This is a genomic window from Cupriavidus sp. 01L415, from assembly GCF_056400065.1.
On the sequence record NZ_JBFTSP010000005.1, the window covers coordinates 308,164 to 322,232 of the forward strand.

General features: G+C 64.1%; 14 protein-coding genes. 2 read left to right on the top strand and 12 right to left on the bottom strand.

What is annotated here, in order from left to right; genetic code table 11:
- Positions 1-169 precede the first annotated feature (169 nt).
- Both AC1DOX_RS12855 and AC1DOX_RS12860 read right to left on the bottom strand, forming a co-directional pair.
- Entirely contained in the window at positions 170-784 is a 615-nt protein-coding gene (locus AC1DOX_RS12855; RefSeq protein WP_441621163.1) for a TetR/AcrR family transcriptional regulator, read from the bottom strand.
- Between the two features lie 43 nt (positions 785-827).
- Positions 828-1,625 carry a DUF1835 domain-containing protein gene (locus tag AC1DOX_RS12860; protein WP_092138597.1) on the bottom strand — a complete coding sequence of 266 codons (798 nt, stop codon included), beginning with the start codon at positions 1,623-1,625 and terminating at the stop codon, positions 828-830.
- A gap of 493 nt (positions 1,626-2,118) precedes the next feature.
- On the opposite strand from AC1DOX_RS12860, the gene AC1DOX_RS12865 reads away from it, so the two are divergent.
- Positions 2,119-2,571, top strand: a complete 453-nt coding sequence (locus AC1DOX_RS12865) for a DUF302 domain-containing protein (protein ID WP_477101293.1) — start codon at positions 2,119-2,121, stop codon at positions 2,569-2,571.
- A gap of 62 nt (positions 2,572-2,633) precedes the next feature.
- Here the strand turns inward: AC1DOX_RS12865 and paaE are convergent, their stop codons facing one another.
- The 5 genes from paaE to paaA are packed head-to-tail and all read right to left on the bottom strand — an operon-like array spanning position 2,634 to position 6,609.
- Positions 2,634-3,722, bottom strand: a complete 1,089-nt coding sequence (paaE, locus tag AC1DOX_RS12870) for a 1,2-phenylacetyl-CoA epoxidase subunit PaaE (RefSeq protein ID WP_477114036.1) — start codon at positions 3,720-3,722, stop codon at positions 2,634-2,636.
- An 11-nt stretch (positions 3,723-3,733) separates the two neighbouring features.
- Entirely contained in the window at positions 3,734-4,393 is a 660-nt protein-coding gene (gene paaD, locus AC1DOX_RS12875; protein WP_441621169.1) for a 1,2-phenylacetyl-CoA epoxidase subunit PaaD, read from the bottom strand.
- Positions 4,394-4,411: 18 nt separating this feature from the next.
- Complete coding sequence (gene paaC, locus AC1DOX_RS12880; protein ID WP_477101294.1) at positions 4,412-5,260, bottom strand: 1,2-phenylacetyl-CoA epoxidase subunit PaaC; 849 nt, start codon at positions 5,258-5,260, stop codon at positions 4,412-4,414.
- Between the two features lie 12 nt (positions 5,261-5,272).
- Positions 5,273-5,560, bottom strand: coding sequence for a 1,2-phenylacetyl-CoA epoxidase subunit PaaB (paaB, locus tag AC1DOX_RS12885; RefSeq protein ID WP_092138602.1), 288 nt, complete (start codon positions 5,558-5,560; stop codon positions 5,273-5,275).
- Positions 5,561-5,586: 26 nt separating this feature from the next.
- On the bottom strand, positions 5,587-6,609 hold the full coding sequence (paaA, locus tag AC1DOX_RS12890) for a 1,2-phenylacetyl-CoA epoxidase subunit PaaA (protein ID WP_441621174.1): 1,023 nt from the start codon (positions 6,607-6,609) through the stop codon (positions 5,587-5,589).
- A gap of 334 nt (positions 6,610-6,943) precedes the next feature.
- Here paaA and AC1DOX_RS12895 point away from each other — a divergent pair, with 334 nt between their 5' ends.
- The gene (locus AC1DOX_RS12895; protein ID WP_441621176.1) at positions 6,944-7,411 is read left to right on the top strand and encodes a universal stress protein; all 468 of its coding nucleotides are present in this window, start codon (positions 6,944-6,946) and stop codon (positions 7,409-7,411) included.
- Positions 7,412-7,450: 39 nt separating this feature from the next.
- Here AC1DOX_RS12895 and AC1DOX_RS12900 read toward each other — a convergent pair whose 3' ends face one another.
- The 5 genes from AC1DOX_RS12900 to AC1DOX_RS12920 form a co-directional block, all read right to left on the bottom strand.
- On the bottom strand, positions 7,451-7,729 hold the full coding sequence (locus AC1DOX_RS12900; protein WP_092138605.1) for a DUF1488 family protein: 279 nt from the start codon (positions 7,727-7,729) through the stop codon (positions 7,451-7,453).
- Positions 7,730-7,832: 103 nt separating this feature from the next.
- Positions 7,833-9,953, bottom strand: a complete 2,121-nt coding sequence (locus AC1DOX_RS12905; RefSeq protein ID WP_441621178.1) for an FUSC family protein — start codon at positions 9,951-9,953, stop codon at positions 7,833-7,835.
- Positions 9,954-10,333: 380 nt separating this feature from the next.
- Complete coding sequence (locus AC1DOX_RS12910; RefSeq protein ID WP_441621180.1) at positions 10,334-11,578, bottom strand: nucleoside recognition domain-containing protein; 1,245 nt, start codon at positions 11,576-11,578, stop codon at positions 10,334-10,336.
- A gap of 106 nt (positions 11,579-11,684) precedes the next feature.
- The gene (locus AC1DOX_RS12915; protein WP_441621182.1) at positions 11,685-12,071 is read right to left on the bottom strand and encodes a DUF488 domain-containing protein; all 387 of its coding nucleotides are present in this window, start codon (positions 12,069-12,071) and stop codon (positions 11,685-11,687) included.
- Positions 12,072-12,087: 16 nt separating this feature from the next.
- Positions 12,088-13,779: an AMP-binding protein gene (locus AC1DOX_RS12920; protein WP_441621184.1), complete on the bottom strand. Its 1,692-nt coding sequence runs from the start codon at positions 13,777-13,779 to the stop codon at positions 12,088-12,090.
- Positions 13,780-14,069 lie beyond the last annotated feature (290 nt).

Below are 14,069 nucleotides of genomic sequence, written 5' to 3' on the forward strand. Positions count from 1 at the left end.
TTAACGCCGGGTTTATTCCGGGCGCCAGGATGTGCGCGAGTACGGCCTGAATGGCCGGTGGGTTTCCGGAGTGGCGCCGACGTTCGCCAGGAACTGCCCGGGGATGATCCCGGGTCAGGGGCGGGATGCCCTCGAGGCGGCCCGGGCCCGGTGTTGGCTCAGGGCTGATTCAGACCGTGCCTGGCACGCGTGCCAGGCCGCCCTCCAGCAGGTCGATGACCATTTCCGCGAATTGGGCGTATGACAGCTTGCCGCCCGGCTTCAGCCAGGTGAACGTCCAGTTGATCATGCCGAATACAGTCATGGTCAGCGCAGTCTGGTTTTCCCGGGTGACGCGCTCCGGAAAGGCCAGTCGCAACTGGCGCGAAAACGCCGCCACCACGTCGCGCTCGCGCTTGAGGATCAGGTCGCGTTGCTCCTCTGCCAGGAACTTGACGTCATTGATCAGCGCAATGTGCCGGGTTTGCGATGTTTCGTATTCGGTCAGGAACGCGCGCAACAGGTGGCCGAAGCTTTCCCGGTCAGAACGGCCGTGGCGTTCGCTCTCGGCTTCCACTTCGGTGACGATCAGCATCAGCCGGCGCGTGTAGCGATCCAGAAGGTCGAACAGGATCGCTTCCTTGCTTTCGTAATAGTGATACAGCCGCGCTTTGGATGTGCCGCAGGCCGCGGCAAGGTCGGCCATCGAGGTGCTGGGATAGCTGCTGGCCGCGAAGGCGGCAGCCGCCAGGTCCAGGATCTGTTCGCGTTGTGCCTCGAAATCGGGCGCCTTGGTTCTGGCCATATCGGAGGATTCCGCCGTGTTGTTCTTGTCGCCGGGGGTGGCGTTATTCTGCGCTGGCGGCGAGATTGTTGCGACGGAATTCGCAGGTCTGCAGGGAATCGGCGTTGCCGCGCAGTAACAGCTGGCCGGCGCTGATCAGTTCGCGGCAGCGCCAGAACACGAACCAGTCACTGGCCAGCAGGCCCTCGATGGCGCCCATCACGCTACCCACCACCTGCGCGGCCGGCGTCCAGTCCTCGGGCGCGCGCTCCAGGATTACGTCGTCCACCGTGTGATATGCGGCCGGAACCAGCGTGTTGCCCTTCCACAGGCGAACGTCGGCATTTTCCTTGACGTTCTGCTGCCACTCGTAGCCCAGCCGGCCAAGCCGCAGCACCGAGACCGGTGCGATGGTCGAAAAGCGTCGCGCCAGCCGGGCCGCCGGGTACATGCCGATGGCGGCGAGACCGCCGTGCGCCGGGGTTTCCAGCTCGCGCAGGTCCATCGCCACTTCATTGATCCGCTGCGGCGCCTGGTACAGGTGGAACACCACGCGGCGCAGCATCAACTGGTCCGACGCGCTCTGGCCGTGCCAGATGGCGACCTCTAGGTTGTCACGGCGCAGCGCCTGAAGCTGCTCCAGCGCCTGACGCATCTCGGCGGCGAAATCGATATCGGTGTGCGGAGCCACCCGCTGCCAGAACCCGGAGCGGATCAGGCCGGTGCTGTCGACGTCGGCAATGGGGCCGACAGCCAGGTCATCGCGCAGGACGACCACCGGATCGGGTCGGGCCGCCTGGGCCAGTGCCTGGCGCAGCGTGTTGCCTGCGACGTCGCCGTTGACGACATGGATATATTGCATGACCGTGATTGTATAGGGTGCGACGGGTCCCGGGCCTCCGGTCGCGGTCGCACGCCCCGTCGGTTGACGGGCCGGCGGCAGGCGGTGCGACGTATGGAGCGTGTCCCGCCATTGTAATCACGGCACGCAGCCCCCCGCTGGCTTGCGATGGGGGGCGTGTGGGATTCCCACCATATCGATGCCCCAGTCAAACGGCGATGCCGTGCGAGCGCCACTTGACCACCGACTTTCCGCCGATGCGCTTGCCGTTGGCGTCGTTTCGGCGATGGCGTGGCGGGCATTGCCCGGTGCCCGGGGTGGGGGCAGGGAGATTCGTATATCTGCGATGTTCGTCGTGAACAAGCGTTCTTAAGATGGCAAGGCAGCATCACTGCGATTGGACTTCCCCCCGAACTCACCGTCCTGCAAAGGGCGTCCACAAAGGGAGTCCACAAGCGGTATCGCACCAATCGCCACGTCTTGCCTCGCTAACAATCTCCGACTGGAGCCTCAAATGAATGTTCTACGCAAATGGCTTGCCGCATGTCTCCTGGTCCTTCCACTGTCGCTGCAAGCGGCCGATGGGCTGATCGCCGTGCAAAGCGCGCTGCCTGCCGCGGCAACCATGGAGAAAATCGAGAGCGCGGTGAAGGATAGGGGATTGACCGTATTCGCGCGGATCGACCACGCAGCGGGCGCCGAGAAGATCGGCAAATCGCTGCGGCCTACGACGCTGCTTATCTTTGGCGGCGCGGCGGGCGGAACGCCGCTGATGGAGTGTGCCCAGACCGCCGGCATTGACTTGCCCCTGAAGGCGCTTGTGTGGACCGATGAGGCCGGGAAGACGTGGGTTGGCTACAACGATCCTGCGTACATCGGGAAACGCCATGGTGTGCCGAATTGCCCGGCGGTGGCCACTCTGGCACAGGCCCTCTCGCGATTGATCATGGGCGCAGTTGCGCAGTAGACGCCGTGGCAGAAGTCGCAGCAGAAGCCGCAATGCTGGCTGGCAGCGCCTGAGGCTTTCGACTACCGATCGTCGTAGCTCACCACCACTCGGGGCGTCAGCGCTCGTGCCTGGCAGGTCAGCACGAAGCCCTTTTCCATCTCCCACGGCTCCAGCGTGTAGTTCTTTTCCATCTCGACCTTGCCTTCGAGCACCTTGGCGCGGCACGTGCAGCACACCCCGCCCTTGCAGGCATAGGGCAGGTCCAGCCCAGCTGCCAGCGCGGTGTCGAGCACGTTGGCGTCCTCCAACGGCAGGCGCATCTTGTGTTGCTTGCCGTCCAGCACCACCACCAGTTCCGCCGTGCCAGCATGATCGGCATGGCTGGTGGGTTTTGCTGGCTTCGACCGGGCCAACGGTACCCCAAAGCGTTCGGCGTGGATCTTGTGGGGATCGACGCCGGCTGCCTTCAATGCGTCCTCCACTTCATCGATCATCGATGCCGGGCCGCAGACAAAAGCGGCGTCGATGTCATCGACGGGAATCAGCGTCTCCAGGAAAGCTGCCACCCGCGCGCGGTCCAGCCTGCCGTGCAGCAGGTCTACTTCCTGCGGCTGGCGCGACAGTACATGGTAGAGCGTGAAGCGCGACAGATACTGGTTCTTCAGGTCCTCCAGCGCTTCGGAAAAGATGATGCTATCGACGTTCCGGTTGCCGTACACCAGCGTGAAGCGGCTTTGTGGTTCCACCGCCAGCGTGGTGCGGATCAGCGACAGCACTGGCGTGATGCCGCTGCCGGCGGCAAAGGCAACATAGTGACGCGCGGTGCCGGCATCCAGCGATACGTGGAACCGGCCGTCCGGCGTCATGACCTCGAATACCTGGCCTGGCGCGATATTGTCGTGCAGCCAGGTGGAAAACACGCCGTCTTCCACCAGCTTGACCGCGACGCGCAGTTCGCCCCGGGAATCGTAGTCCTGTACGCCGCAACAGATTGAGTACGACCGGCGCACGTCCTGGCCGTCCACCGGGGCCTTGAGCGTGAGGAACTGGCCTTGCGTGAAGCGGTAGGCGTTGCGGAGATCTTCGGGGACGTCAAACGCAATCGAGACCGTATCGGGCGTTTCCGGACGAACCTGTGCCACGCGGAGCGGGTGAAACTGAGGGGTCATGGGTCCGGCTCTCAATAGGGTTTGAAGTAGTCGAACGGCTCGCGGCAGTCCAGACAACGGTAAAGCGCCTTGCACGCCGTGGAGGCAAAGCGGGACAGTTCTTCGGTATGAGCGCTGCCACAATTCGGGCAGGTGATGGCGTCATCGACTGGCGTGGCGACGCGTGGCACGAAGCGCAACGGATGAACGGTGCCCGTTGGCGCGGCATCGGCATGGCATCGTCCCGGCGGGGCGATGCCATATGCGCGCAGGCTCGCGCGGCCCGCTTCGGTGATCCAGTCGGTTGTCCAGGCCGGCGCCAACACGGTGCGGACGCGCCAGGGCGCCAGGCCCGCTGCCTCCAGCGCGCGGCCGACGTCCTCCTCGATTTGCGACATCGCCGGGCAGCCGGAGTAGGTTGGCGTAATGACGGCCTCGATGGTGATGCCGTCATCCGCCATCGTCACGTTGCGGAGGATGCCCAGGTCGCGGATCGAGACCACCGGGATCTCGGGATCAGGCACGGCTTCCAGCGCCGCCCAGGCACTGGCCAGCCGCTCCGCGAGCGTACGCGGGCCGGCGACGGCCGCTTGCCGGAATGTCGGCGCGAACGGTGACACGGAGGCCGGCACGGATGCGGCAGTGCCGGGGTCCCGAGCGTGGGTGTGGGCGTAGTCGTGGGCGGGACGCATGGCAGCGATTCCTTCCGGTTACCACTGGGCGCCCGGGTGGGCGCGCGCCAGCCCCTGCATCTCGGCCAGCAGGTAGCTCATGTGTTCGGAATGCACGCCGTGCTTGCCCGTCGACAGGAACGCCGAGGGCGCTGGCAATTGCAACGTGGCCTCATCCAGAGTGGCGTTCACTGTGGCGTCCCATCGGTCGCGCAGATCGGCCGTCGGCACGGCCACGCCTTGTGCGGCGGCCTCCTGCTCCACGGGGTCGGCGGCAAAGCATTCGTTCATATACGGCAGCAGGTGATTGAGTGCCTGCTGCATCCGCGCATGGGATGCTTCCGTGCCATCGCCCAGGCGTACCACCCAGCCGGCGGCATGCTGCAGGTGGTAGCGCGCTTCCTTGGCGGACTTGGCGGCGATGGCGGCAAGCTCGGTATCGCGGCTGGATTCCAGCGCCGGCCACAGCTCGGCCATCAGCGCGCCATACAGGAAATTTCGCATGATCGTGACCGCGTAGTCCCGGCCGATGCGCGCCGTGCCGGCCAGTGGGCCATGGTGCGGAAGCTCCTGAAGCGTCCAGTTGCGGAAATCGCGTTCGTGGCGCCAGTAGGCGTAATCGTCCTCATGCCGTGTGCGACCGGTCAACTGGCCCTCCAGCACGCCCGCATGCGTGTACAGCAGCCGTGCCTGGCCGATCAGGTCAAGACTGATGTTGGCCAGCGCGATGTCTTCCTCCAGTGCCGGGCCGTGTCCGCACCATTCGGCGTTGCGCTGGCCCAGGATCAGTGCGTTGTCCGCCAGGCGTAACACGTATTGCAGGGCCGCGGTGCGCGCGAGCGGCAGGCGGGCGAGGGTGTTCTCGTCGGCGACGGTCGTTTGCGTCATGGTCCCGGGGCCTTACATGTGATTGACTTCGTCGGGCAGCTGGTAGAACGTCGGGTGCCGGTAAATCTTGTCGGCGGCCGGATCGAACAGCTCGGCCTTTTCCTCGGGCGCGCTCGCCGTGATGACGGATGACGGCACCACCCAAATCGACACACCTTCCTGGCGGCGCGTATAGACGTCACGGGCCATGTGCAGCGCCTGCTGCGCGTCGGCGGCGTGCAGGCTGCCGCAGTGCTTGTGTTCCAGGCCTTGCTTGCTGCGGACGAAAACCTCCCACAGCGGCCATTCTTTTTGCGTCATGTTGATCTCCTTGATCCGGGGCACCGTTACGCAGCCTGGCGGCCTTCCACCTCGCGGCGGGCGCGGCGTTCCGCGTGGACCAGTGCGGCCTCGCGCACCCAGGCGCCGTCGTCGTGCGCCTTCACGCGCGTGGCCAGGCGCTCCTTGTTGCAGGGCCCGTCGCCGTTGATCACGCGCCAGAACTCATCCCAGTCCAGCGGGCTGTAGTCGTAGTGACCGCGCTCGGCGTTCCATACGAGGCCGGGGTCGGGCAGCGTCACGCCCAGTACCTTGGCCTGTTCGACCGTCGCATCGACAAACTTCTGGCGCAGGTCGTCATTGGAAATGCGCTTGATGCCCCAGGCCATCGTCTGGTTGCTATTGGTGGATGCTGCGTCAGGCGGGCCGAACATCATCAGCACTGGGAACCACCAGCGGTCGACGGCGTCCTGCACCATTTCGCGCTGGGCGTCGGTGCCGCGCATCATGGCCAGCAGTGCGTCAAAGCCTTGGCGCTGATGGAACGATTCCTCCTTGCAGATGCGGATCATCGCGCGCGCATAAGGACCGTACGAGCAGCGGCAAAGCGGAATCTGATTCATGATGGCCGCGCCATCTACCAGCCAGCCGATCACGCCCACGTCCGCCCACGTCAGCGTCGGGTAGTTGAAGATCGACGAGTACTTGGCGCGGCCGGTGTGCAGCGCATCGACCAGATCTTCACGCGAGGCATTGAGCGTTTCCGCCGCGCTATAGAGATAGAGGCCGTGTCCGCCTTCGTCCTGCACCTTGGCCAGCAGGATGGCCTTGCGCTTGAGCGACGGCGCCCGGCTGATCCAGTTGCCCTCCGGCAGCATGCCGACGATCTCCGAATGTGCATGCTGGGAGATCTGGCGTACCAGCGTTTTGCGATACGCGTCGGGCATCCAGTCCATCGGCTCGATCTTGCCGTCTTCCGCGATGCGCGCATCGAAATCGGCCTGGCGCTGGGCGAGGTCCGCGTCCATGAGCGTGTGGCTCAAGGTTGCTTGCGCGGGCTGGCCGGGAAGGTCAAGACTCTGCGTGTACATTGCGCCTCCTTTGGCGGGGGCCGCCTGGTTCTTGTCGACGAGGGTCGGGGTGACTTGGAGTTTGGGTCGGCGGCGAGCTTGTCCACTATATATATAAACCGAACGGTCGGTCAATTTAAAGGGGTCTTGCGGTCGGGTTGCGCGCTGCCAGACTCTCTTTTGCCGCCCGCGCGGGCATTTCTTGCGAACGGTTTATTCAGAATCCGCTCACGACGTGAGTCGGGGGCCACGTGTAGTATCAATGCCAGTGCCCGGCGCGATGGCGTGCGGGCCCCTCCCATTCATTTGCATCTTCCTATCAACACCTTCCAATCTACTTCCGGAGGACAAGGCGATGACGAGCACGGCGTACAGCAAGATCGTAGTGGCGGTTGACGGCAGCAGCACCTCGGATCTGGCGCTGGCGGAAGCGATTCGCGTAGCGGGCAGCGAGGCGACGGTCCTTGCACTCTATGTGGTCGACAACGGCATGATGCTGTTCGATGCCGGTTACTACGATCCCACACAGATCGAGCGTGCTTTTGTCGACAGCGGCAAGCGTGCGCTGGAGGCCGCAGGCAAGGTCTTGGCGGGCGCAGGGGTGGCGTTCGAGACGAAGCTCGTTACCGAGCCGGCGGTGGCGGGAGATATCGCGGCTTCACTCAATGAAGCGGCACGCGAGTGGGGTGGCGACCTGTTGGTGGTGGGCACGCACGGCCGCCGCGGCGTGCGCCGGCTGGTGCTGGGCAGCGTGGCGGAAGCTGTTATCCGGCAATCGACGATGCCGGTGTTGCTGGTGCGCGGGAAGGCTTCCGACGAATAAGGCGTCGGAGACTATAAGGGACAAACAGGCGGCGCGCAGTCAGCTTGCGAAGCGGAAATGGCCGCTTCGCAGCACGATTTCGCGAGCTTCGGTGAGTTCGAACAGGCTTTCCGCCAGTTGTTCGATGCGCTGCCGGTTCGTCGCGAATGCGTGAAGCAGGTCTTCCTCGCGCGGCGACCGGGCGCCGCAATGTGTTTCCAGAGCTTCAGCAGTGACGGAGTACTGGGATTGACTGCCATTGACCGTGGCCGGGCAGGAGAGCGTCAGACTGGCGGCGCAGTAGGTTGGGACGCTGGTGGGAAAGGAGACTTCGGTCATGGCGCACCTCGTACTTGTCGGGGACGGGGAAACGGCGGGTATCCGATCATTCTAGGATATCGCCGCCGCCCGGCAACCCGGGGGAGACCCGCGCTGATCCGTGTCAAACCAGCTCAGCCGGCGCCCGCACTCCGCGGCGTGATCGGCGCGCCGCCGCCTGTTCGGCTGCCAGCGTGCGCAGACTAACCACGGCCCGGTGTGCGGCGTCTATATGGGCGTCGGCGTAGGTGCTCTGTTCCGCCAGGAAGCGCTCGAATGGCGGATCGGCGGGGGATAGCGGCGTCAACCGTTCCGGTGCGATGAGCTCGGTTAGCGCCGTGCAACCGGGACGCACAGCCAGTTCTGCCAAGCGTGCTTCGAGGTCGGCCAGCAAGGTCTGGACGGCAAGGCCCGGCTTTGCAGCGATTTCGCCGGATTCCGCGCCTGCCCGAATCAATCCCGCAAGCGCCGCCATCCGCCGCGCCGTTGCGTGCAAGGCGCCGTGAGCGCCCGCCAGTGGCGAATCCAGCTCGCTGGCACATTGCGTCAATGTGTCCTCGGCACGAGTCGAGGCGCGGCCGGCAGCCACCCGTAGTGCCTCCAGTCGCATTCTGTTAGGCGTCAGCGACCGCGCTGCGGCCGTCGATGCCCGGAGGTACACGGTGTTGACGGCGAGTGCATCCAGGCTATGACGGAATACCCGGGACAATTCGGCCCGCGGCGCCAGCACGTAGTAGCTCGCTAAGGCAATCAGGCAGCCGATCGCTGTATCGGCTCCCCGCAGTGCCGCCACTTGGCTGCTGCTGGAAGCCGGCTCGCCCAGCCAGGAGAACAGGATGACGGCGGGCGTCAGGCAGAAGGCGAAGGTGCCGGCGTTTCCGGCCAGTCGGCTCGTATAGGCGGCTGCCAGGCACATGGCGCTGATGCCCAGTGTCAGTGCCGGGGATGGATGGGTGAGACTGACCGCGCAGGCCAGCAGCGCGCCGGCCAGCGATCCGGCAAAGCGCAGGAACGAAATCTGCCGGGTGGTCTGCAAGCGTGGGCTGAGCACCATGATCACCGTGACCGCCACCCAATAGCCATGATCCAGCTGCCAGAGTTGCGACGGCAGCAAGCTGAGGCCGCCTGCCAGTGCCAGCCGCACGGCATGGCGGGAGATCCGCGCGTCGCGCGCGGCCAGGTCCGCCAGCGTATAGCCGAGGCGGTCGAGCATGCCGGCCAGCCCGGCATTCGGCCAAGTGAACGTCAAGCGCCACCGATCAAACGTGGGGTGACGCGCCAGCGCCGCAAGTGCCGATTGATAGGCGGGCGGCGCGAGAGCATTGGCGCGTTGCGCGACCAGACGGCGCAGCTCCTGCATAAGGACTGCGCTTAGCGCGGGCAGGTCCGGTGCATGGCGGGACAACGCGTGCCGGACCTGTTCCTGCGTATCCATCAGGCATCGTGCCGCGTAGGCCAAGGGCAGGTCATGCTGATCGCCCGTTCGCTCGCGCAATTCGCCAGCAACGATCAGTAGCGCAAACAATGCATCCGCCACGGCCACCGCGTACGCATAGTGGAGCAGCCCGACCGGATCGCGCCAGCCACGTCGTCCAGCGACTGCGGTCCGCGCTGCCTCGATGCGCAGGCGGATTTCCTGCTTGTAGGGCGTGGTGTCGTGCAGCGGAGCCATGCTTGCCAGGGCTTGGGCAAAGCGTAGCAACGCACCATAGACAGCGACGATTTCGCTCCGTGGACGGGCGTCGCGTTGAGATGGGACCAGGACCAGGCACACGAGGCAGGCAAAGACACCGCCGCGCAGAAAATCGACGCCGCTCATCCAGGCGTGCGCAGGCAATGACAGCCCGACGGGAGGCTGCAGGCATGCGGCGATCAGAACGACGTAGAGCAATTTGGCGCACAGCGCGGCAGTGGCACCCCGTATCTCGGCCAGCCCAGCCATCAGCCCAGCGGCCAGGACCACGACTGCGGCCGACGCGGGCGAAGCCGACAGCGCAGCGCCCGCTGTTGCCATGATCGCCCCGCCAATGCCGACGGCTCCAAGGCTGCGCATGCGTGCGGCAGCCGTACCCTGCCGGTCCGCCAGGCAGGTCCAGATCGACGCCGTCGCAGACCAGAGATAACCGTCCTCCCCAGTCAGCCAGGCCGTACCGGCGAGTGCGAGAAACGACAACGCATAGACGATGCCGCGCTGAACAAAGGCGGCGTCAGGCCAGTATCGGAGGAGGCGCGGGGCGGGGCGCATCGGTAGCAGGTATGGAGCAAAAGGATGTAGGGGCAAATGCCGATGCCACTCTACGGTCAGATTTGCTGCGTCGCAACAATGCTGTTGGATTTTGTCGATTTGCGCGGGAATCGTGCGGGAATGCACTAGGTCGGGGAATCGTTGCTTGCGGCGGTGCAAGTGTCATATTCGTGACGTGCATCGACCAAAAAACGCATATCGAACGTACATTCCCCAAATTTTGGGCAAAAAAAACCCGCGCAAGTGATGCGCGGGCTGGAATCCACCGAGGTGGTGGAGGAGACAGACTTCACTATACACATCTTGTTGCGTCGCACCAAGTAACACGTGTTGAAATGACTGCAAGTCAGCACAATGCCGTTGTCATCTCACCACAAGCGTTAGCGGAAGAGGTATGCAATCCACACGGCGGCGCCAAGTCCCACCGCATCGGCAAACAATGCGCACCCCAGTGCGTGCCGTGTGTTGCGCACATTGACGCTGCCAAAGTAGACCGCCAACACATAGAACGTGGTTTCCGTGGATCCCTGGATGATTGCGGCAAGCCGACCCTGGAAGGAATCGACGCCGTAGGCGGTCATCACGTCGACCATCAATCCCCGCGCGCCGGCGCCAGACAGGATTTTCATCAGCCCGACGGGCAGGGCGGGCACAAAGTCCGTGTTCAGGCCAAGCCACGCGAAGCCCAACGTCAGCCCCTGCATCAGCGCGTCCATGCAGCCGGTTGCGCGGAACAGGCCGATGGCCACCAGGATCGCCACCAGATAGGGAATGATCTGCACCGCGACGCCGAAGCCTTCCTTGGCGCCGTCGATAAACGCGTCATAGACGTTGATGCGCCGAATCGCCCCGCAGACCAGGAACAAGGTGATGAGCGATAGGATGAACCCACTACCGGCCAGAGCGGCGAGCTGACTGACCTGATCGGGCGGGGCACCGCGTAGCCAGACGAACAGACCGCCCACGGCTGTGCCTGCGATGGCAAATGCCGTAAGCACCGCGGGTTTGAACAGGTTCAGCCGCTGTACCCATGCCACCGCCAGCAGGCCGGCCAGACAGGATGCCCCGGTAGCCAGCAGCGTGGGCAGGAAGATGTCGGCCGCATTGAAACCAACCAGGCCTTGTTTGACGGCGATCGCTTGGCGGATCGCAATGACCGACGTCGGAATCAGTGTCAGACCAGCCGTGTTCAGCACGATGAACATGATCTGGTCATTGGTGGCGGTGTCGGACGCACGGTTCAGCGTCTGCAGCTCGCGCATCGCATTGAGCCCAAGCGGGGTGGCGGCGTTGTCCAGCCCAAGCAGGTTGGCGGACACGTTCATCATCATCGCGCCCTGTGCCGGATGGCCCTGCGGCACGCCAGGAAAGAAATGGCGCAGAAGAGGGTTCACCAGGCGGGCAAAGAGATTGATCACCCCGGCGCGCTCCCCGATTCGCATAATGCCGATCCACAGGCTCATGACGCCCGCCAGACCGAGCGAGATCTCAAAGGCTGTGCGGGCGCTATCGAACAGGCTTGCCAGCATGGCCGGGAACACCGTGGTGTCGCCGCTGACCAGCCGCACGCAGGCGACAGCGAAAGAAAGCAGGAAAAATCCGAGCCAGACGAGGTTCAGTGCCATCTAAGAGGAAGGGCAAATGAGAAGGCTTCGCTCCGTGGCGAAGCTTCGCATCATAGCCGGTGGATCGCGGCGCTGGCCCGCCAGGTGCGCGCCGTGCGGCGGTTCGCTACACCAGGTCGGCGCCGCGTTCCGCCAACAGGGCGCGCAGGATCGACCGGTGGCAGTGAGATTCGTCCTCGCAATAGCACCCTAATGAGAAATTGGTCTGGTGCGAGAGCGCGGCCAGCAGGTCGAGCGTCCGGCTGGCCTCGGACTCGGCCATCTCGGTACGGAATCGCTTCTCGAATGCGCGCCAGGCTTTCTCGTCCGTGGCCGCTTGCGCTTGAGCTACCAATTCGGTCGAAGGGGACAAGGCGGGGTACCAGACGTCGTAAAAGTCCCGGCTGGCAAACTCGGCCTTGGGCACGCCTCGCGGCGGACGGCGGACGGTGCCCATGCGGAGGCCCTCGTCCTTGTTGCGCGGTGATCCCAGTCTGACAATTCGGATGGTCATGGTGACGCTCTTTGATTCAGGCGGTGGCAGCGGACTGCAGCCCCAGATCGTGAATCATGGTGTCACGCATCACAAATTTTTGCACCTTGCCCGTCACCGTCATCGGCATGTCGTTGACGAAGCGGATATAGCGCGGGATCTTGTAATGGGCGATCTGATCGCGGCAGAAAGCGCGGATCTCGTCCTCCGTGGCCGTCTGGCCGGGTTTGAGCACGATCCATGCGCAAACCTCCTCACCGTACTTGGTGTCCGGCACGCCAAAGACTTGCACAGCCTGCACCTTCGGGTGGCGGAACAGGAATTCCTCGATCTCGCGTGGGTAGATGTTCTCACCGCCTCGGATCAGCATGTCTTTCACGCGTCCGACGATATTGCAGTAACCATCCGCGTCGATCGTCGCCAGATCGCCGGTGTACATCCAGCCGTCGCGGATGGCCTCTTGCGTGCGCGCATCGTCGTCCCAATAGCCCTGCATGACGGAATACCCGCGGGTGCACAGTTCGCCGGTTGTGCCGCGGGGGACGATCTCGCCGGTGGCATCGACCACCTTGCATTGCAAATGCGGCTGTACGCGGCCGACGGTCGAGACACGCTTGTCGAGCGGGTCGTTGGTGGCGCTCTGGAAGGACACTGGGCTGGTCTCTGTCATGCCGTAGGCGATCGTGACCTCTGACATGTGCATGTCTGTCACCACGCGTTTCATGACCTCGATCGGGCAAGGGGCGCCCGCCATGATGCCGGTGCGCAGCGCAGAGAAGTCGAACTGGCCGAAGTCAGAGTGCTCCAGTTGGGCGATGAACATGGTCGGCACACCATGCAGCGCAGTGCAGCGTTCCTCCGTCGCGGCACGCATGGTGGCGAGCGGGTCAAACGCCTCGCCTGGAAAGATCATGCAGGCGCCGGCGGACACGCAGGCCAGCACGGACAGCACCATGCCGAAACAGTGGTAAAGCGGAACGGGGATGCACAGGCGATCGTCGCCGCTCAGTCGCATCGCCATCGCCACAAAGCGGCCATTGTTCACCACATTGTGATGTGTCAGCGTGGCGCCTTTGGGATTTCCCGTCGTGCCGCTGGTGAACTGGATATTGATGGGGTCGTGCGCGTTGAGTTGGCGGGAGAGGCTGTCTAGCTCGGCGGCGGATGAGGGGGCGAGGACATCGGCATAGTTCAGCATGCCAGGGGTGTGCTCGTCGCCCATGCGGACGATGTACTGCAGATGAGGCAGTCGGGCTGCTCCTAGTGCGCCGGGCGTGGCCGCGCTCAATTCCGGTGCCAGCGCCTGCAGGGTAGCGAGGTAGTCACTTGATTTGAAGCGGACGGCGGTGATCAGCATTCGCACGCCGGCCTTGTTCAGGGCGTACTCGAGCTCGGCCTGACGGTAGGCAGGATTGATATTGACGAGAATCGCGCCAATACGCGCGGTGGCAAACTGAGTAACCAGCCACTCGACGCGATTGGGTGACCAGATCCCGACTCGGTCGCCGCGCTCGATCCCCCGCGCCAGCAGTCCTGTTGCCAGGCGATCAACCTCATCGGAAAACCCCCGCCAGCTCCAGCGCACGGACTGCTCACGGAAGACTACAGCGTCGCCGTCAGGGTTGGCGGCGACGGCGCGGGCGAGAAGCATGGGGATGGTGTCATCTGACAGGGGAATGTCAGTGGCGCCAACCACGAACGAACGGTCGAAAGGCACGGCGTGGGTCATGAATGTCTCCTGCTACGGCGTCATCTATTAGATTGCCTGGGGCCGACATAGGGCGCCGGCGACAGATTGGCAGGTTAGGACAGTTCATCGGCATAGGCTGTCGCCAACGTGACAGTCAGGCCGGATCAAGCACCTCCGAAGGGCTTTTTAACTATTTTTCGAAATCGCTTGCCAGCGGGTGAGGAGTCCCTTAATATTCGCCCCCTCGCAACACAAACCGCCGCTGCAAGGCAGCACTGGCAAGGGTTGCGGGGTCGATGGGGGGTTGGAGTCGCGAAGGAATGCGGCGC

Excerpts from the sequence above, each read along its gene's own strand:
- paaD (WP_441621169.1), bottom strand. The coding sequence starts at position 4,393 with ATGCGTCCCGCCCACGACTACGCCCACACCCACGCTCGGGACCCCGGC.
- paaC (WP_477101294.1), bottom strand. The coding sequence starts at position 5,260 with ATGACGCAAACGACCGTCGCCGACGAGAACACCCTCGCCCGCCTGCCG.
- paaB (WP_092138602.1), bottom strand. The coding sequence starts at position 5,560 with ATGACGCAAAAAGAATGGCCGCTGTGGGAGGTTTTCGTCCGCAGCAAG.
- paaA (WP_441621174.1), bottom strand. The coding sequence starts at position 6,609 with ATGTACACGCAGAGTCTTGACCTTCCCGGCCAGCCCGCGCAAGCAACC.
- AC1DOX_RS12910 (WP_441621180.1), bottom strand. The coding sequence starts at position 11,578 with ATGGCACTGAACCTCGTCTGGCTCGGATTTTTCCTGCTTTCTTTCGCT.
- AC1DOX_RS12905 (WP_441621178.1), bottom strand. The coding sequence starts at position 9,953 with ATGCGCCCCGCCCCGCGCCTCCTCCGATACTGGCCTGACGCCGCCTTT.
- AC1DOX_RS12860 (WP_092138597.1), bottom strand. The coding sequence starts at position 1,625 with ATGCAATATATCCATGTCGTCAACGGCGACGTCGCAGGCAACACGCTG.
- AC1DOX_RS12895 (WP_441621176.1), top strand. The coding sequence starts at position 6,944 with ATGACGAGCACGGCGTACAGCAAGATCGTAGTGGCGGTTGACGGCAGC.
- AC1DOX_RS12920 (WP_441621184.1), bottom strand. The coding sequence starts at position 13,779 with ATGACCCACGCCGTGCCTTTCGACCGTTCGTTCGTGGTTGGCGCCACT.
- paaE (WP_477114036.1), bottom strand. The coding sequence starts at position 3,722 with ATGACCCCTCAGTTTCACCCGCTCCGCGTGGCACAGGTTCGTCCGGAA.
- AC1DOX_RS12855 (WP_441621163.1), bottom strand. The coding sequence starts at position 784 with ATGGCCAGAACCAAGGCGCCCGATTTCGAGGCACAACGCGAACAGATC.
- AC1DOX_RS12900 (WP_092138605.1), bottom strand. The coding sequence starts at position 7,729 with ATGACCGAAGTCTCCTTTCCCACCAGCGTCCCAACCTACTGCGCCGCC.
- AC1DOX_RS12865 (WP_477101293.1), top strand. The coding sequence starts at position 2,119 with ATGAATGTTCTACGCAAATGGCTTGCCGCATGTCTCCTGGTCCTTCCA.
- AC1DOX_RS12915 (WP_441621182.1), bottom strand. The coding sequence starts at position 12,071 with ATGACCATCCGAATTGTCAGACTGGGATCACCGCGCAACAAGGACGAG.